This is a genomic window from Limisalsivibrio acetivorans, assembly GCF_000421105.1.
In the GTDB taxonomy this organism is placed as follows: domain Bacteria; phylum Chrysiogenota; class Deferribacteres; order Deferribacterales; family Geovibrionaceae; genus Limisalsivibrio; species Limisalsivibrio acetivorans.
In genome coordinates, this window is record NZ_ATWF01000002.1 from 345,146 (window position 1) to 363,939 (window position 18,794).

Here is an 18,794-nt window from a genome sequence, read left to right on the forward strand (position 1 = left end):
GGTAAATTCAATGAAGATGTCTATCAAACTCAAGATTATTGTTTCGTTCAGCCTTCTTTCTCTGATAGCGGTAAGCTTCCTCATTATAACCAGTTACAGGGTCTCCAGCAAGATGGCCTATACAATGATCGAAAAGGATCTCCAGCACATCGCCGAGATATTCACATCAATGGTTAAAGCCTCCATATCCACCAGCACAAAAAACTATCTCGAAGGCGTTGTGGACTCAAACGTTGAAACGGTACGTTTCGAGTACGGAGAGCATATGCAGGGCATCAACGAAGAAGCCGCTGCAAAATGGAAGGCCTCTCAGGTACTAAGCAGGCAGAAGATCCTCGATTCCGGTTATATAATGATAGCCGAAGAGAATGGGAAGATATACGAACACCCCAACGGTAGAATGATAGGACAGGATCTTCATGAGATAGACGGCTTCACCAAGGTTTTGGAAAACAAGAATGGATTTGCCACCATAAAATGGGATGACGGAAACGGCGAGAAGGAATACTTCGCCTATGCAAACTTCTTCCAGCCCTGGGGGTGGTTTATTGTCGGATTGGCAGCAAAGGAGGAGCTTCCCCAGCTTGTTAGAACCGCCGATTTCCGTGATTACATCCTCGATGTAAAGATAGGTGATACAGGGTACGGATACATCCTCAATAATGAAGGTAAGCTCATGGTACACCCTGCCAGCGAAGGGAAAAATTTAGCCAACGCCAAGGATACAGACGGAAGGCTCTTTATCAAGGAGATGCTTGAGAAGAAGAGCGGCAAGATCATATACCCATGGAAAAACCCTGGAGAAGAAAAGGCAAGGGAGAAGATCGTAATCTATGAATACCTCCCCGAGATGGATTGGATTGTAGCCGCAGGGAGCTATATTGAGGAGCTTGAAAGACCCATAATAAAGCTAAGAAATATAAACTTCATCCTTGCACCCATAATAATAGCCATATTCATCGTCGTAAGTTTTATTATTGCCAGCATGATAACGAAGCCCCTTCTCAGCTTCATCGGCGTCTTCAAGGAGATCGCCGCAGGAGACCTTACTAAGAAGGTTGAGGTTAAAACCAACGACGAGATTCGAACCGTTGCCGATGAGTTCAACAAGTTCGTAGACAATATACGGGATGCCATCCTCACCGTGCGGGATACCACCGATTCGGTTGTATCAGCAACAAACCAGCTTTCCAGTACATCGGAAGAGCTGAGCGTTACTGCGGACAGTCAGGCACAGCAGATGTCCGAAGTGGCCGGAGGCATGGACGAAGTAACAAACTCCGCCGGAGAGGTTACAAGCCATGTTGAGCAGACCAGAGAGAAATCCGAGAACGCTCTGCAGGTAACCGGTAACGGTAAGGAGTTCCTGGAAAGAACCATCGAAAAGGTTACCCACATAAAATCGAGCACTGCCGAGCTCTCCAGCATTATCGGCGGGCTCTCTCGCTCATCCGACGATATCGGTGATATCATCAATGTCATTAACGATATCGCAGACCAAACCAACCTTCTCGCCCTGAACGCCGCCATCGAGGCCGCAAGGGCTGGAGAGGCGGGCAGAGGATTCGCCGTTGTTGCCGATGAGGTAAGGAAGCTGGCAGAGAGAACCCAGACCGCCACAAAGGAGATAAGCGGGATTATCTCCACCCTGCAGAAAGAGGCGGCTTCTGCCGAGGAAGGCATGAAGGATGCTGAGAGCAGTGTGGATCAGGGTATCGAAGCGGCAGAGGAAACAAGAAACGTATTCGATGAGATCGTTGAATCCGCCAACCTTATCCATCAGGAGAGCGAATCTGTGATGAGCCTTGTTAACATCCAGAACGAATCCACCATGAATATCAACAGCAACCTGCAGGGTATCGCCTCCGCCATTGAGGAAAGCTCAGCGGCATTCTCAGAAGTTGCACACACCATAAACGACCTGCAGAACCAGACAGAGAACCTGAATCAGCTTATCTCTAAATTCAAGGTTCAGTAAAAACAGTGCTAAACCAACAATACAGGGGGGCTTAACAGCCCCCTTTTTTCGCTAAAAAAATGATTTAACTTTTTCTCCAAGTGGCATAAAATAACCCATGCGTTTCAAAAGCCTTCAGCTTCAGGGATTCAAATCCTTTGTGGACAAAACAGCCGTGGAATTCCCGGACGGGATCACCTGCGTCGTAGGACCGAATGGCTCCGGCAAGAGCAACATCATGGACGCCCTGCGCTGGGTATTCGGCGAACAGAGCCCCAAGGAACTGCGGGGGAACGATATGGAGGATATAATATTCTCCGGTTCGAAGAAGCGCAAAACCTCCGGCTTCGCCGAGGTATCCCTTACGGTAACTGACCTGCCCGAAAGCGTAACATCCAAATGGGGGACCCTCTCCGAGGTTACGATAACCCGTAAATTCTACCGCTCCGGCGAAAGGGAATACCGGATAAACAACCGGAAATGCCGCCTCAAGGATATACGGGAAATCTTCTACGACACAGGCATAGGCCCCCGAAGCATATCCATAATCGAGCAGGGCAAGGTGGACAAGATTATCCAGTCCACCCCCGAAGAGCTCCGTGTTTTCTTTGAGGAAACCGCCGGAGTGGTCCGCTTCAAGGAACGCAAGAAAGAGGCGGAGCGCAGGCTCGGGCAGACGAGGGACAACCTTGGTCGTGTTAATGACATAATCAGCGAGATACGCTCCCACATGGAAGCCCTCTCCAAGCAGGTGGAGCAGGTTAAGCGTTTCCGAGAGCTTGCGGAAAAGAAAACCGACCTTGAAAAGAAGTCACTATACTATAAGTACAGCCGCCTCAAGGAAGAATCCGCCAGACTGCTCGATGAGATAAACGAAGCTCGCCTCGCCATGTCCGGAATTATCTCCAAGTTCGAATCCCTCACAAAGCAGGAAACAGAGAAGGAGAAGGAGCTTTCAAAACTCCGCGGCGACTACCGTGAGATGAACGACCAGATGCTCTCCATGGGGGATTCCATCGCCTCACTCTCCGGCGATATAAAGATCCTTGAAAACGAGATATCAACGGCGGAGAAAACCCGTGAGCGCCTCCACCATGAGATTGAAGATATGGAGCGCAAGCTCCGTGAGTTCACCGAAAGGCGTGTGAGCACCCTTGAGGAGAAGGAAAAGGCGGAGGGTGAGAAGCGGGAGCTCGGTGAAAAGATTGATGAGCTTCAGGAACAGATAGAGGAATACTCTCGTATGCGGGAGGATCTCAACGAGGAGATAAGCGAGGTCGATTCGGACTATCTCCGCCTCACCCAGGAGCTTACATCCCTCTCCAACAAAGTTTTCGAGAAAGAAACCACGGCAAACCGCCTTGAGGCGGATAAGAAACGCTTCACCCTCGAAAAGGACGAGCTCGAAAACGAGACAGAGAACGCCGTTAAGCACGCAGAGGAGCTTGAGGAGAAATACTCCGGCCTCAGCACCGATCTGGATGCCGTCAGCACCATGACCGAGGATGTACGTGATGAACTCCATGAGGCAAGGGATGCTGAGAGCGAAGCCAGAGAGAAGCTGGAGAGTGCAAGACGTGAAGCGGGCTCTCTAAGCGACCGCAGGGATATGCTTACATCCCAGATCTCCAGCGCCGCCGTGGGTGATTCTGGTGAGTACCTGAAAAACATCGAATCCACACTGCTCATAGACAGGATGGGGGAAAACGCCCCTGCTCACCTTGCAGATATCCTCGTATACAGTGATAGAGACAAAGGAAGAGCCGTTGCCACCATAAAAGAGATGGAGGGATCACTCCGCTTCACCTTCGAAAGCGAGGCGGAAAGTCTCATAGAGGAATTACTCTCACGCCCTAGAATCGATGATAATATCGAAAAAATTGGCAGTCTTTACAGAAAGATAGGTTCCGATGACCGTTCCTTCGTTATCATGGGGCTTAGAAACAAACTCGCAGAAACCGAGGAGAGGCTTAAGAACGCAGAGGGAACCCTGCAAAGCGCCGAAGCTGAATACGATGATGCCTCCATGAATGCCGAGGAGCTCACAGGTAAACTCGAGGAGCTTGAGGAACGCAAAAGTGCCCTTGAGCTTGATGTGCGCACCACAAAACACCAGCTTGAAGAGGCAAGGGCTGTGAAGGAGAAGCTCAGCCGCCGGGGCGAGGTTATCGAGAAAGAGATGGAGCTTGCCCTCAAGGAGCTTGAGAAGATCGAGGAGGAACTCGCCTCCATTAAGCTCGACCGTGAGGAAAAAGCCGCCGAACAGCGGGAGAAGGAGGACGAAAAGTCCGCCCTTGAGGATCGCCTTGGGGATATAACAGCCCTCTACGAGGACGCCCGGGACGACATGGGTTCACTCAAGATCGAAGAAAGGGGGATAGCTGAGAAGCTGAACGCCTCCGGCAGGGAGCTCCATTATATAGACAGGGAGATCTCCGAAACCACACGCCACCTCGCCGATGCAAAAAACAGGCTCTCCAAGCTCCTCACGGTGGATATCGTCAATTTCAAAGACCGCCTTGAATCAAAGAAGGATGAATACGCCGCACTGATGAAAAAGCAGAACGAGATCCGCTCCAAGGCGCTCAACGCAGATAAAGAGGTTGCCGAAGTGGAGAAGGAACTTTCCGCACTACGCATTGAGATCGAGCGTGTTCAGGCGGAGGTTGAGAAGGAGAAGTCCGCAACCTCCGAAACCGAGATGAAGCGTGAGCGCATTTCATCGGATATGGACAATATCGCAGAGAACTATCTGGAAAGATTCGAAACAGATATAACAGAAGAAGAGCTCGATATAGAAGGTTTCCAGCCAAACAAGGCAAAATCCGAGCTGGACAATATCGCCGGTCAGATTGAGGGTCTCGGGCCTCTCAATATGGCCGCAGAACAGGAATACGACGAAGTCTGCACCCGAAATGAGTTCCTGAGCGACCAGCGTAAGGATCTTGAGGACGCCATATCAAGCATTCATGAGCTTATAGGGGAAATCGACGACAGCACCGTAATGCTCTTCAAGGATACCTTCGAAGGGGTTAAGGAGAATTTCAAGAAGGTGTTCGGAATACTCTTCGGTGAAGGGAGGGCGGAGCTGCGTCTCAGCGATCCGGATGACCTGCTCAACAGCGGTATCGAGATCTTCGTCCAGCCCCCAGGCAAGAACCTGCAGAACATGAACCTTCTGTCCGGAGGGGAAAAGGCGATGAGTGCATGTACCCTTCTCTTCGCCCTGTTCCTGTATCGTCCCACACCGTTCTGTTTTCTTGATGAGATAGATGCGCCTCTGGACGAGGCTAATATTGATAAATTTCTAAAGATTGTCCGCACGCTTTCGGCGGACACCCAGTTTGTTATAATAACCCACAGCCAAAAGACTATGGGCGCCGCAGACTCTCTCTACGGCGTCACCATGCACGAGCCCGGTGTTTCCCGGATGCTCTCCGTCTCACTCAGCGACCTTAAGCTTTAGGCTTGTTCCCACCCGGCTTTCCTCCAGACCTGCCGCTCTGCCTGCTTCCGCTTCTTCTTCCGTCCGGCTTTCTGCGCCTGTTGTTTGAGCCTCCGGGTCTGCCCCCTCTGGGCTGTCTTTCGGGCTTGGGGCCTGTGGGTTCGGGGAGATCCTGCATAAGCTCACCCTCGGGGTATATATAGTTGAGCTTAACGCCGGTGTGTTCCTCTATCTGGGGTATCAGAAGGGATTCCTCCTCGCATGCGAAGATAACGGAAACACCCTTTGCTCCTGCCCTTCCGGTTCGACCGATACGGTGAACATAGCTGTCCGCATCATCGGGGAGGTTATAGTTGAACACGTGGGAAACGCCGTCCACGTGGATACCCCTTGCGGCTACATCGGTGGCCACCAGAACCCTGGTCTCACCCGAACGGAAACTCTCAAGGGTCTTGATACGCTTGGACTGACTAACATCACCCGAAAGCATGTTACAGCTTATGTTATAGCGTGTAAGCTTCTCGCTCAGCTTGCGTGTCTGGTCCCTTCGGTTGGTGAATACGATTAGACTCTTAAGATCCTGCTGGGTAATCATATTATAGAGAAGCTTAAACTTCTCATCACTGGAGATAACGTAGGCACGCTGTTCGATCTGTTCACTCGTTACGTTCTCCGGCTCTATCTCCACCTTGAACTGGTTTTTGGTCCAGCGTGAGGCGAGCTCGGTAACCTGCTGGTTCAGTGTTGCGCTGAAGAGCATGGTCTGCCGCTCCTCCTTGGGGGGAGTTGAGTTCATGATCTTACGGATATCAGGGATAAAGCCCATATCGAGCATCCTGTCCGCCTCATCGATGATAACCATGTCCAGACTGCCGAGAAATACGTTTTTGTTGTGCTTGAAGTCAAGGAGTCTTCCAGGGGTGGCAATTACAATATCGACATTCTTCTCGGCGAGAGTCCGCTTCTGCTTCTCGTATCCCATACCACCGAAGACACTCAGAGTCTCGATGTCGGTGTACTTGCCGAGGTTGACAGCGTCCTTTTCGATCTGCATAACAAGCTCTCTGGTGGGAGCCATAACAAGAACACGGGGTGTGCCCTTTCTGCGTTTACCCTCTATGGGGTTTTCGAGTATATGTTTCATGGCCGTGAGCAGGAATGCGGCTGTCTTCCCCGTTCCTGTCTGCGCCTTTCCTGTTACATCGTTACCTTTGAATGCCTCTGGGAGGATCTCCGCCTGAATGGGTGTGCAGTATTTGAAACCAATATCTGCAATGGCACGCAGAAGGGGAACGGGAAGGTTGAGATCATGAAACCTTGTTTCACCCTCTTTGGGCTCCACAACAAACTCCGAAGGATCCCATGGTCCGAAGTCCTTCTTCTCAACGGGTTTGGCAATCTTTACCTCTTTGGACTTGGGGGGAGCTGTTCTTGTTCTTTCCCTGGAAGGCTTCCTTGGTGAGGGTTTCTTCCTCTGGGGTGCATTACCCTTAGGCTTGCTCTCACCTTTGCCTGAATCGCCGGAGGGCTTATCCTGCGACTGCCTCGGTGCGTTTTCATCCTGTTTTGGCTTATTCTGCGGCTGGTTAGGTGAGTCGCTTCTTTTCCTTGCCGGTTTGTTTCTCTGGTTGTTTCTGGGTGCTGAACCGGGCTTATCAGCCTGCTTCTTCTCTGAATCGGGTGTTACAACGGGTCTGGGCTTACTTACGCCCCCGCTCTGCTCAGGCCTTTCAGGCGTTATCTCCTTAATAACAACCTTGTCCTTCCCGTCTTGATTCTTGAATATCTTCTTCTTAAGTTTGCGTAACAATTAGAACTCCTTTCCTGGTGTGGCTCTTGAGTTTATATATGGAAAACTTCTTTAATTATATATTTCATAATAATCGTAATTATAACCTAAAAGGGCAATCCTTCCCCATTATGGTATAACAATTTATCAATATTCCTGTAACTGATTAGAAATGACGGTGCTGTCATCAATCTTACGGGGAGCATGAGAAATGTCGAAGAACTCCATGTTTACTTCAGCCGTTTATTTTTATTCAACATTTATACCTTATTCCTAATCTCAGGAAAGTCAAGAGCGAGATGGTCCTTTTAAGCCATTTATAGCTGTTTTGGCCCCTTATCCTTCCCTCTTAGTTAAGATTATAATATAATATCGGTGAGGTTGTGATGATGATAAAAAAGATACTCACTAAAGACTACGAGAATGTCTCCCTCAGCTGCCGCTACGATCCGGTGGCAATAAAGCCTCTTCTGGCAGAGCTTGATGCACGCTATGAGACGGTAAACGGTCTGCCTGTAGTTCCCGGGGCATACGGCTTCATGGAGGAGGTGCTTAACCGGTGCGTTTACTCCAATATCGCCATAGAAGAAGAGAACCTCGGCGAAGAGGAGGCACTCTCCCTGCTCAAAATCCTCCAGGAAAGCTACCATAAGCCTGTGCGGGAGAAGACGCTGGGGAACATGCGCATAGTATACAACCTCATCGACTCCATAATACCCTCCAGCGAACCCTTTGAGATAAGCGAAGAGTTCATTAAACGCCTGCACACCCATATAACCTTCGATGTGCGCAGGGAGGGGAACATACCGGGATGCTACCGGACTAAACCTGCGGACTTTAAACACTTCGAACCACCTAAATCGAACATACCCGAACTTATGCGTGGCCTTACTTCATGGTTTAACAGCCCTGAGATAAAGGAGCTTCACCCTGTTCTGCGTGCTGCAGCGGCGCATTACCACATCAGCATGATCCACCCCTTCGGCGATGGAAACGGAAGAACGGCAAGGGGGGTCGAAGGCGCAATACTCAAGAAGGCAGGGTATCGATACCTCTGCAGGCTCATGCCTATTTACTACCTTGAGAACCGTAAGGAATACTTCCATTCATTCATTATGGCGGAACGTTCGGGCGGCTTCGATATGACCCCGTTCCTCTCCTTTGTTCTGGAGGGTGCAAATCGATCTCTGCGAATGATGTATGACTTCCTTCTGGCGGGACTGCGCAAGCTTGCTCTTAATGACTACTGGGAATACCTAAAATCCGAAGGGAAGATAGATTCAGAAGAATACTCATTCATTACTGGGCTCCTCTCCTCTGTCTGCACTACGGGCAGAGCGGATGACTTCTGCCTTATTACCCTCAGCGAAAGCAGAAGAAAAACCGCAGAGAAACTCTCTGGGAAAGGACTGCTGAAGATCGATGAAAACGGGCACGTCTGCCTTAATACGGAGCTTCCTAAGCCCTAAGTGGAGGCAACCACATGATTGGCGAGGGGAACGCTGAGCGAGAACACAGCCCCTTTCCCTCTGTTTGAGACCTCAAGGCTTCCGCCCATATTGTTTTCAACTATGCTTTTGACCATGTACAACCCGAAGCCCGTCCCGTTCTCCTTTGTGGTGTAGAAGGGGTCAAATACCTTATCCAGCTTATCTTCGGGGATGCCACCCCCGTTGTCCGCTATCTCCATATGCGCAAAATCTTCGTTTATAGAAATATTCACAAGTATCTCACCACTTCCGGGGCTGTTTCTAAAGCGTTCTGAAACGGCTTCTCTTGCGTTATTGAATATATTCAAAAGGACCTGCATAAACTCGTTGCGGTATCCGAAAAGCCTGAGGTTTCTGCTGATGCATTTTGAACAGTCTATCTCAAGATCACTAGCGTTAAGGAGATAATCAAGGCCATGGTCCTTTGATTCGATGTTTTCGTCATGGTTACCCACAGTGCATCTGATATTAAGCTTTATATTGGATTTCCTCGCCTGTGGCTGGAATATCTTTATGGTCGGCCAGAGAGCATCCTCCATGCTGAAGCTCGAGGGGGTTTTGCTGGGGCGCAGAAAGTTATTGAAATCGGTGATCGTATCGTTCATATAGCTTATCTGCTCGAGGGAATTGGTGCATATCCAGTCGAGATAATCACGGTCTAACTCACTGCTCTCTTCACCGGTTACCTGAAGATCCTGAATCATCATACCAAGGGCATTCAAGGGCTGTTTCCACTGATGTGAGATGGAGCCAAGCATCTCCCCAAGTTCAGCAAGCTTGGACTGCTGGATCATCAGCTGTTCCTGCTTAAGCCTCTTGCGGCTCTCCTCGTGAACCCTTTCCTCAAGATGATTCTGTAGCTCCACGAGGTCTGTAATATCAATGGCGGAACCAAGCCCGGCATACTCACCCTTATACTTAATGGTGTTTGTTGCTACCCTGACGATCCGCTCTTTACCGTCCTTACGTATAAGATGTCGCTCATGATATTTCTGGGAGAACCTCTCCCCGTTCAGTCGTTTCCTGACATTTATTCTGACCTCATCCCTCTGTGATTCGTGGATCAGGTCGTAGGGGGCAAGCTTCTTAAGCTCTTCAAGGGTGTAGCCAGTTATCTCCAGATACTCTGGGTTTGCGAAGATATACGTGTCGGTATAGATGTATATAGCTGAGTAGGAGTTATTTGTAAGGATCTCGAAAAGATCTCTGGTATCCTCAAGCTCCTTCTCCCGCTCCACCTCTTTCGTAATATCCCGAAAGGAAACCATCCCGGCGGGCTTGCCTTTGTATTCGATAGGGCATGAGTAAGCCTTAACGATACGAAACTCGCCTCTGGAGGTGGTTATTCTGAGGCAATCGTAATTCTCTGTGAAGCTGTCACCCTTAAGCCGCCTTTCGAAAGCTTCTGCGGCAATATCTTTGTGCTCGGAAGAAACGAGGTCGATAACAGGCTTCAAAGCAAGCTCATCGGCAGTATAGCCGGAAATTTCGCATGCGGCCCTGTTTGCATAAACGATCCTTTCACGATATACAATCACACCCTCTTCAAGTTTATCCATAAGTGCAGGAAGACATTCATTCACGGGACGGCCTCACTAATTCAAGAATTAATCAAATATAGATGTGTGTTAATTCTCACATATAAATTTTACATTGCGAGAAGGGTAATCGCAAGACAATGCGCATTTGTGCAAAAAAAAAGCCCGCCTCAAAAGAGACGGGCTTCAAAAAACCTGTGAGGGTTGATTTTTTACTTATAAGCTTTTGCAAGCTCTGCGCCGGCTTCGAGGGCTCTCTTGTTAAGATCCTCGGTTCCCTTGGGAACACGGCTGAGAACTGCTTTTTCAAGGCTTTCGGGCTGAACAAACTCGCAGAGAGTGTTAAGAGCGCCGAGTGTCACAACGTTTGCAACCATAGCCTTGCCCACCTTATCGGCGGCAGTTCTGATTATATCCATGGTGTAAACCTTAAAGTTTCCGGGAGGAGCCTGCTTAACCATAAGCTCGTCAAGTATGAGGATTCCGCCCTCTTTAAGATCCTTGGAGTATTTCTCTGCAGCTTCCTGGGTAAGGGCAACGAGTACATCGGGAGCCATTACCTTGGGGTAGTAGATAGCTTCATCGCTGATGATAACCTCTGCCTTGGAAGCGCCGCCTCTAGCCTCGGGTCCGTAGGACTGAGACTGAATTGCCTGCTTGCCTTCGTGAACGGAAGCAGCCATTGCTAGAATGATTCCGGCGGTGATCATACCCTGTCCGCCGGAGCCGCTAAGTCTTATCTCATTTCTCGCCATTATTCACCTCAACTCAAGCCGACTTGCGCATCGTAGGCTTCAACGTACTCTGTCTTCTCTTCCTGATGAAGAACGCCCACTGCGAACTTGTCACCCATTTCTTCAGGAGTCATGTCCTTAGCCTTAGCAACGGGTACGGACATATCCTTCTGCCACTGGATCATGTTTGCAGGGGAGCCCTGCTTGTTCTTACGTCCGTATCCTGTGGGGCATCCGGCCATGATTTCCACAACGCTGAATCCCTTGTGCTGGAGAGCCTGCATGATGAGTTTCTCCATGGGAACTGCGTGGTAGGTAGTGGTTCTGGCAACAAATGTAGCTCCAGCGCCGATGGCGAGGGAGGAAATGTCGAACTGGTTATCTGCGTTACCGTAGGGAACAGTAGTCGCCTTAGCGTTCTTAGGCGTTGTGGGTGAGTACTGTCCACCGGTCATACCGTAGATGTAGTTGTTGAACACGAGGCAGGTGATGTCGATGTTTCTTCTGCATGCGTGTATGAAGTGGTTACCGCCGATAGCTGTCATATCGCCGTCACCGCCGAGGCCGATTACCTTAAGGTTGGGGTTGGCAAGCTTAACGCCTGTGGCAAACCCGAGTGAACGGCCGTGTGTTGTATGAAGAGTGTTGAAGTCAACATAACCGGGAAGACGGCTTGCACAGCCGATTCCGGAGGTTACAACTATTTCATTCTTGTTCCAGCCGAGCTTGTCGATGGCACGAATGAATGACTTCAGGATTATTCCGTAACCGCATCCGGGGCACCAGATGTGGGGGATCTTTCCGTCTCTGAGATATGCGCTGTAATCGAAAGCCATTACTTGACCCTCCTTACTGTTTCCATGATTTCGATGGGGTTGATAGGCTCGGAGTCGATCTTGTTGAAGCCTTCGATCTTTGCCTGTCCCTTGAAGACTCTCTCAACTTCGAAGATTGCCATTCCAAGGTTCATCTCGGGAACAACAACAGTCTTAGCCTTGCCTACATACTTCTCAAGGTGCTTCTCGGGGAAGGGCCATATTGTAAGGGGTCTGAAAAGACCAACCTTGATACCTTCTTCTCTGAGCTTCTGCACAGCTTCCTTGGCGGAGCGGGCAGTACTTCCGAAGGCGAATATGAGATGCTCTGCATCTTCACACATGAACTCTTCAACCTTTACGATATCGTCATAGGCCTGATCTATCTTCTTCTGCTGACGAATTTCATCAGCCTGAGCAAGCTTACCGTCGTTTGAGGGGAAGCCGTCCTCAGCGTGGTTAAGGCCAGTGATGTGATACCTGTACTCGGAGCCGAAAGCGGCCATGGGGGGTACAAGATCATCAGCATCGGGCTTGTAGGGGAGATACTCGCTCGGGTCGCAAGTGGGAACCTTACGGTCCACAACTTCGAGCTCGCCGGGCTCGGGCATCTCAACAGCCTCTCTCATGTGTCCGATAATCTCATCGGTGAGGAGGATAACGGGTACCCTGTACTTCTCTGCGATGTTGAAAGCTCTAACAGTCTCAGTGAGCTGCTCGGGTACTGTTGAGGGGGTGAGTGCTACGGCGGGGTGGTCGCCGTGGGTTCCCCACTTTGCCTGCATAATGTCGGACTGTCCGGGGCCGGTGGGAAGACCGGTTGAGGGACCGCCTCTCATAACGTTAACTATCACACAGGGAATCTCGGTAAGACATGCGTAACCGAGGTTCTCCATTTTAAGTGACATACCGGGACCACTGGTAGCGGTCATCGATTTCTGACCGGCGATAGCACCGCCGATTGTAGCTGCCATTGCAGCAATTTCATCTTCCATCTGAACGAAGCGTCCGCCTACTTTCGGGAGTGAACCGGAAAGGTGCTCGGCTATCTCAGTTGAAGGTGTGATGGGGTAACCGGCGTAAAACTTACATCCGGCGTAAAGGGCTCCTTCACTAACAGCTTCGTTTCCTTGAAGGAATCTAATATCTTTAGCCACAAATTCCTCCTATTCGCCTTTTTTATAAACTTCGATTGCAAAATCAGGACACCTGAGTTCGCACATCATACATGCGATACATTTATCAAGATCAGCAACATGAGCCTTGAAATCCTTCATCTCAAGAACCTGAGTAGGACAAAGCTCTACGCAGATCTCGCATCCTTTGCAATATTCAACAATAACTTTGACGTCTTCTGCTTTACCCATTAAGCTCTCCTTTAAAATTCCTCACTAAGCCTTTTATAGGAAGGGCCTTTTTAAGGCCCTTTATTCCCTTATATCTTGCCCAGTACCTCAGCAACCTTTTTACCGATTCCCGAGGGCTGTTCAACTACATTAACACCGCACTCAGCAAGCTTCTTCATCTTGGCAGCGGCAGTATCGTCTCCGCCGGAAACGATGGCACCAGCATGTCCCATTCTCTTTCCTTTGGGGGCTGTCTGTCCTGCGATGAAGCTTACCACGGGCTTGGAGAAGTTCTCCTTAATCCATTCGCCGGCTCTGACTTCCGCCTGGCCGCCGATTTCGCCTATGAGAACCACAAGCTCCGTCTGCGCATCATTTTCGAACATCTCAAGAAGCTCGATATACGAGAGACCGATAACAGGGTCTCCGCCGATACCGACGCATGTTGATTGTCCGAGCCCGTACTCGCTCACCTGCTTAACAGCTTCGTAGGTAAGGGTTCCGGACTTGGAAATGATACCTACGGTTCCGGGAGTGTGGATCATTCCGGGCATAATGCCCATCTTGCACTCACCGGGGGTGATAACACCGGGGCAGTTGGGACCGATAAGCATCGTTTTGGAACCGCTGATGCGCATCATACGCTTAACCATCAGCATATCCTTAACGGGGATCCCCTCGGTAATGCACACACAGAGGTCGAGATTTGCGTCCACAGATTCCATGATGGCATCCGCAGCACCTGGAGGCGGAACGTATATAATGGAGGCGTTTGCGCCGGTGGCACGAACAGCTTCAACAACTGTATCGAAAACCGGAACTCCGTCAACTTCTTCACCACCCTTGCCCGGTGTAACACCGGCAACGATGCTTGTTCCGTATTCCTTCATCTTCTCGGCGTGGAACTTACCCTGACTGCCTGTAAGGCCCTGTACTATGACCTTTGTACGGTTGTTTACAAGTATACTCATCTGATCACCCCTGCTCTTTATCTTCTGCCTGGTTTGCGAGTTTAACCGCAAGCTCAGCTGCGTCCGCCATGGTGTCTGCTGCGTGAACGCTCAGACCGGAGGACTTGGCGTGTTCGTTGATAAGAGCTTTACCCTCTTCAACGTTCGTTCCGTCGAGCCTGACAACAAGGTGTCTGTCGCCGGGAACCTCTTCGGCCGCCTTAAGAACCCCTTTTGCAATGAGGTCGCAGCGGACGATACCGCCAAAGATATTTACAAGGATAACCTTAACCTGCGGGTCGGTAAGGATAATCTTAAAAGCTTCCCTTACCTTGTTTTCATCCGCACCCCCTCCAACATCGAGGAAGTTCGCAGGCTCACCGCCGTAGAATTTGATGATGTCCATGGTAGCCATGGCAAGTCCGGCTCCGTTAACCATGCAGCCGATGTTGCCGTCCATGCTGACATAGGACAGGTCGTATATGGAGGCCCTTACTTCCTGGGGATCCATCTCGCCGTAGTCCTTCATCTCTTCCACTTTACTGTGGCGGAAAAGAGCGTTGTCATCTACGGAAACTTTGGCGTCAAGGCAGATGACGTTCTGCTTTCCGTCGATAACAAGGGGATTGATTTCAAGGAGCATGCAGTCCTGCTCTATAAATACCTGATGAAGCTTTGCGGCAACAGCGGCAAACCTGTTTATAAGCTTGCCCTCAAGACCGAGCATCTTAGCAATCTTGCGCCCCTGGTAGTTACCCATGGGAACAACAGCGCTAAGCTTCTCGCTGATGATTGCTTCAGGATTAGTCTCAGCAAGCTCTTCGATCTCCGTACCCCCTTCGGCACTGGCGATCATAACGTGCTGCTCGCTGTCTCTGTCCACCATAAAACTCAGGTATATTTCATGACGGATGTCCGTCGCTTCCTCAACAAGTATCCTGCGAACCGTCTTACCCTCTTCACCTGTCTGCTTGGTTATGATCTTCATACCGAGCATTTCGGTGGATGTGTCGTAAACAGAGGAGTACTTGTCCACAATCTTTACACCACCGGCCTTACCACGACCGCCTGCGTGTACCTGAGCCTTAATGACCCACTTGTCTCCTTGAAGTTCTTTTGCAACGCGTAAAGCGTCGCTGGCAGTGGAAGCTACGCCGCCATCGGGCACCGGAATGCCGTAGCTGCGGAGAAGTCCCTTTGCCTGAAATTCATGCAAATACATGGCCCACCTTCCTAGCTTTATTTAGCGAAAAAACTTCGCAATAGTACGCCAACGGGCAGTTACAATCAAGCTTAAAATTGTGGGCCATGTTTTAAAATCACTCTACCTTAATATCTTACATGAAGCCGAGGCGGCCCATATCTTCGATAAGGCCCTTAACGGCGTTTACAGAATGGTCGAACATGCCCTGCTCTTCGTCGTTAAGCTCAAGCTCTACTATCTTCTCGATACCATCCTTGCCGAGAACCACGGGAACGCCTACATAGTAGTTTTCCACGCCGAACTCACCCTGAAGAAGGGCACAAACGGGAAGTACTCTCTTCTCGTCCTTAAGAACAGCCTCTGCCATCTGGATTGCGGAGGATGCGGGGGAATAGAACGCTGAACCTTTCTTAAGAAGTGCAACAACTTCGCCGCCAGCCTTCTTAGTGCGCTCAACCATAGCGTCCATAACTTCCTTAGCCTTAGCCTCGTCACCGTACTTTCTAACAAGCTGCTCCATTACAGGAACGCCGTTTACGTTTGCGTAGCGTACGAGGGGAACCATGGTATCGCCGTGTCCGCCGAGAACCATTGCGTTAACGTCTTTAACAGCAACGCCGAGCTCCCATGCTATGAAGGTAGCGAACCTGGAGGAGTCAAGAACGCCTGCCTGTCCGTATACCTTCTCGGGTGCGAAGCCTGTGGTTTTCTGCATGAGAGTAACCATGGCATCGAGGGGGTTGGAGATTACGATAACGTGAGAGTTGGGAGCGTATTTCTTGATGTTCTCACCAACATCCTTGATGATGTTTGAGTTAGTGGTGAGAAGGTCATCCCTGCTCATTCCGGGCTTTCTGGGAAGTCCTGCGGTAACGATGCATATGTCCGCACCTTCGATATCCGCATAGTCATTGGTTCCCTTAAGCTCTACATCGAAGCCGTCCACACGGGAAGCCTCTGCAATGTCAAGCTGCTTACCCTGGGGCATGTCCTCAACGATATCAAACATAACTACATCGCCGAGCTCACGAAGTGCGCAGAGCTGGGAAAGTACGCCGCCGATCTGGCCGCCGCCGATAAGAGCAATTTTAGGTCTTTTGAACTCCATAGCCTTTCTCCCTTTAGTATTGATTTTGCGCCGGCAGCCATAAAGACCGCCGGCTTCTTAGTTTATTCGAACAAATATTCCGTTTATTACATGCTGTCGATTATAGCGTTGAGCGTGGGGCTGGGTCTCATGGCTTTGTAAGCCATTTCAACATCGGGACGGAAGTATCCGCCGACATCAACGGGCTGACCCTGTGCATCCTCAAGCTCCTTCATAATCTTATCTTCGTTGTCCTTAAGCTGCTTGGCTACAGGTGCGAAGCGCTCCTTGAGCACGCTGTCCTGATCCTGAGCGGCGAGAGCCTCTGCCCAGTAGAGAGCGAGGTAGAAGGATGAACCTCTGTTATCGATCTCGTTAACCTTTCTGGAGGGAGCCTTTCCGTTCTCAAGGTATGTGCCGATGGCTGTGTTGAGTGTATCGGAGAGAACCTTAGCCTTGGCGTTGTCGTATGTGCTTGCGATATGGTCGAAGGAGGCCATAAGCGCACAGTACTCGCCGAGGGAGTCCCATCTGAGGTGCCCTTCCCTGAGGAGCTGCTGAACGTGCTTGGGTGCGGAACCGCCTGCGCCTGTCTCGAAGAGACCGCCGCCGTTCATAAGGGGAACGATGGAGAGCATCCTTGCGCTTGTACCAAGCTCGAGTATCGGGAAGAGGTCTGTGAGGTAGTCTCTGAGAACGTTACCGGTTACAGAGATAGTGTCCTCACCCTTTCTTATTCTCTCAAGGGAGAATTTCATCGCATCCACGGGAGCCATTATCTTTATCTCAAGACCGCTGGTGTCGTGGTCCTTGAGATAGGTGTTTACCTTCTCGATAAGCTGAGCATCATGCGCCCTGTTCTTGTCGAGCCAGAACACTGCAGGTGCGCCTGATTCCTTGGCACGGGTAACAGCAAGCTTTACCCAGTCCTTTATGGGATCATCCTTAACCTGAGACATTCTGAATACATCCCCTTCCTCAACTGACTGCTCAAGGAGGGTCTTACCGGAGGCATCAACAACCTGAATCTTTCCTTTGCCGGGAGCCTCGAAGGTCTTGTCGTGGGAGCCGTACTCCTCAGCCTTCTGAGCCATAAGACCAACGTTGGAAACGCTTCCCATTGTGGAGGGGTCGAAGGCGCCGTGCTTCTGGCAGTCTTCGATGATCTCCTGATACATGGTTGCATAGCTTCTGTCGGGGATCATGGCTACTGTGTCATGGAGGGCATCGTCGGGTCCCCACATCCTTCCGCCGTCACGAACAACAACGGGCATGGATGCATCGATGATGATGTCGTTGGGAACGTGGAGGTTTGTGATTCCCTTGCTTGAGTCAACCATGGCAAGCTCGGGGCGCTTCTTGTAAACCTCTTCTATATCCTTCTCTATCTCTGCCTTCTTATCGGCGGGAAGCTTGTCAAGGTTTGTGAGAAGGTCTGCGATACCGTAGTTAGGGTTAACACCCGCTTCCTTAAGGGCATCGCCGTGCTTTTTGAATACATCCTCAAGGAAAACCTCAACGGCGTGGCCGAATATGATGGGGTCGGAGACCTTCATCATAGTTGCCTTAAGGTGGAGTGAGAGGAGAATACCGTCCTTCTTCGCCTCTTCTATCTGCTCTTCGTAGAACTTGCGCAGAGCTTTTACGTTCATGGCGGAGGCATCAATCACCTCGCCGGCGAGAAGTGAGGTCTTCTCTTTGAGAACCTGCTTGGAACCGTCTGCACCTACGAACTCTATCTTAACATCTGTTGCCGCGGGAACCGTTGTGGAAACCTCGCTGCCGTAGAAGTCGCCTTCGTTCATGTGAGCAACACGGGTCTTGGAGTTCTCGGGCCAGTCTTTCATCATTCTATGGGGGTTCTTCTGTGCGAACTCCTTAACGGCTGCGGCAGCCCTTCTGTCGGAGTTTCCTTCACGGAGAACAGGGTTAACGGCGGAGCCGAGAACCTTTGCATAAAGGCTGTGAACCTTCTTCTCTTCATCATTTTTGGGCTCATCGGGGTAATCGGGGAGCTTATAACCCTTCTCTTTAAGTTCTTTGATTGCATCCTTAAGCTGGGGGATGGAAGCGGAGATGTTGGGAAGCTTGATTATATTGGCTTCGGGAGTCTTTGCAAGTTCACCGAGCTGAGTGAGGTAGTCGGGAATCCTTTGATCCTCTGTGAGATACTCGCCCAGGTTTGCAATGATACGTCCGGAAAGAGAAATGTCTCTCGTCTCCACGTCGATGCCTGTACCCTTGGTGAATGCTTTGATCTTGGGAAGCAAAGCGTATGTGGCAAGAGCCGGCGCTTCATCGATTTCGGTCCAGATGATTGTAGCTTTGTCTTTACTCATGTCCTCTCCTTATATAAACCGTGTTATAACCTTTAGCTGTATACTGTATACAGTTATATTTATACTCTGGAAAATGTCAAGCATTATTGGTGTTGCCGAT

At 50.2% G+C, this 18,794-nt stretch carries 13 protein-coding genes; 3 read left to right on the forward strand and 10 right to left on the reverse strand.

The window, feature by feature from the left end:
- Positions 1 to 10 precede the first annotated feature (10 nt).
- Both K300_RS0112855 and K300_RS0112860 read left to right on the forward strand, forming a co-directional pair.
- Complete coding sequence (locus K300_RS0112855; protein WP_022852084.1) at positions 11 to 1,978, forward strand: methyl-accepting chemotaxis protein; 1,968 nt, start codon at positions 11 to 13, stop codon at positions 1,976 to 1,978.
- Between the two features lie 97 nt (positions 1,979 to 2,075).
- Entirely contained in the window at positions 2,076 to 5,423 is a 3,348-nt protein-coding gene (locus K300_RS0112860; protein ID WP_022852085.1) for an AAA family ATPase, read from the forward strand.
- On the opposite strand, the gene K300_RS15695 is transcribed toward K300_RS0112860, so the two are convergent.
- The gene (locus tag K300_RS15695; protein ID WP_022852086.1) at positions 5,413 to 7,212 is read right to left on the reverse strand and encodes a DEAD/DEAH box helicase; all 1,800 of its coding nucleotides are present in this window, start codon (positions 7,210 to 7,212) and stop codon (positions 5,413 to 5,415) included. The two genes, K300_RS0112860 and K300_RS15695, sit on opposite strands and share 11 nt — an antisense overlap.
- A 365-nt stretch (positions 7,213 to 7,577) precedes the next feature.
- On the opposite strand from K300_RS15695, the gene K300_RS16435 reads away from it, so the two are divergent.
- Positions 7,578 to 8,660, forward strand: a complete 1,083-nt coding sequence (locus tag K300_RS16435) for a Fic family protein (RefSeq protein ID WP_022852087.1) — start codon at positions 7,578 to 7,580, stop codon at positions 8,658 to 8,660.
- Here K300_RS16435 and K300_RS0112875 read toward each other — a convergent pair.
- From K300_RS0112875 to K300_RS0112915, 9 genes are all read right to left on the reverse strand, one after another.
- On the reverse strand, positions 8,657 to 10,264 hold the full coding sequence (locus tag K300_RS0112875; protein WP_022852088.1) for a PAS domain-containing sensor histidine kinase: 1,608 nt from the start codon (positions 10,262 to 10,264) through the stop codon (positions 8,657 to 8,659). The two genes, K300_RS16435 and K300_RS0112875, sit on opposite strands and share 4 nt — an antisense overlap.
- Positions 10,265 to 10,431: 167 nt before the next feature.
- A complete protein-coding gene (locus K300_RS0112880; RefSeq protein ID WP_022852089.1) occupies positions 10,432 to 10,974 on the reverse strand; it encodes a 2-oxoacid:acceptor oxidoreductase family protein in 543 nt (180 codons plus the stop codon).
- An 8-nt stretch (positions 10,975 to 10,982) separates the two neighbouring features.
- Complete coding sequence (locus tag K300_RS0112885; protein WP_022852090.1) at positions 10,983 to 11,789, reverse strand: 2-oxoacid:ferredoxin oxidoreductase subunit beta; 807 nt, start codon at positions 11,787 to 11,789, stop codon at positions 10,983 to 10,985.
- Entirely contained in the window at positions 11,789 to 12,925 is a 1,137-nt protein-coding gene (locus tag K300_RS0112890; protein ID WP_022852091.1) for a 2-oxoacid:acceptor oxidoreductase subunit alpha, read from the reverse strand. The genes K300_RS0112885 and K300_RS0112890 overlap by 1 nt, the downstream gene beginning before the upstream one ends.
- A 9-nt stretch (positions 12,926 to 12,934) precedes the next feature.
- Complete coding sequence (locus K300_RS0112895) at positions 12,935 to 13,135, reverse strand: 4Fe-4S dicluster domain-containing protein (RefSeq protein ID WP_022852092.1); 201 nt, start codon at positions 13,133 to 13,135, stop codon at positions 12,935 to 12,937.
- Between the two features lie 68 nt (positions 13,136 to 13,203).
- Positions 13,204 to 14,085, reverse strand: a complete 882-nt coding sequence (gene sucD, locus K300_RS0112900; RefSeq protein WP_022852093.1) for a succinate--CoA ligase subunit alpha — start codon at positions 14,083 to 14,085, stop codon at positions 13,204 to 13,206.
- Between the two features lie 4 nt (positions 14,086 to 14,089).
- Complete coding sequence (gene sucC, locus K300_RS0112905; protein WP_022852094.1) at positions 14,090 to 15,286, reverse strand: ADP-forming succinate--CoA ligase subunit beta; 1,197 nt, start codon at positions 15,284 to 15,286, stop codon at positions 14,090 to 14,092.
- Between the two features lie 115 nt (positions 15,287 to 15,401).
- Complete coding sequence (gene mdh, locus K300_RS0112910; RefSeq protein WP_022852095.1) at positions 15,402 to 16,376, reverse strand: malate dehydrogenase; 975 nt, start codon at positions 16,374 to 16,376, stop codon at positions 15,402 to 15,404.
- An 86-nt stretch (positions 16,377 to 16,462) separates the two neighbouring features.
- Positions 16,463 to 18,694, reverse strand: coding sequence for an NADP-dependent isocitrate dehydrogenase (locus tag K300_RS0112915; RefSeq protein WP_022852096.1), 2,232 nt, complete (start codon positions 18,692 to 18,694; stop codon positions 16,463 to 16,465).
- Positions 18,695 to 18,794: the final 100 nt, after the last annotated feature.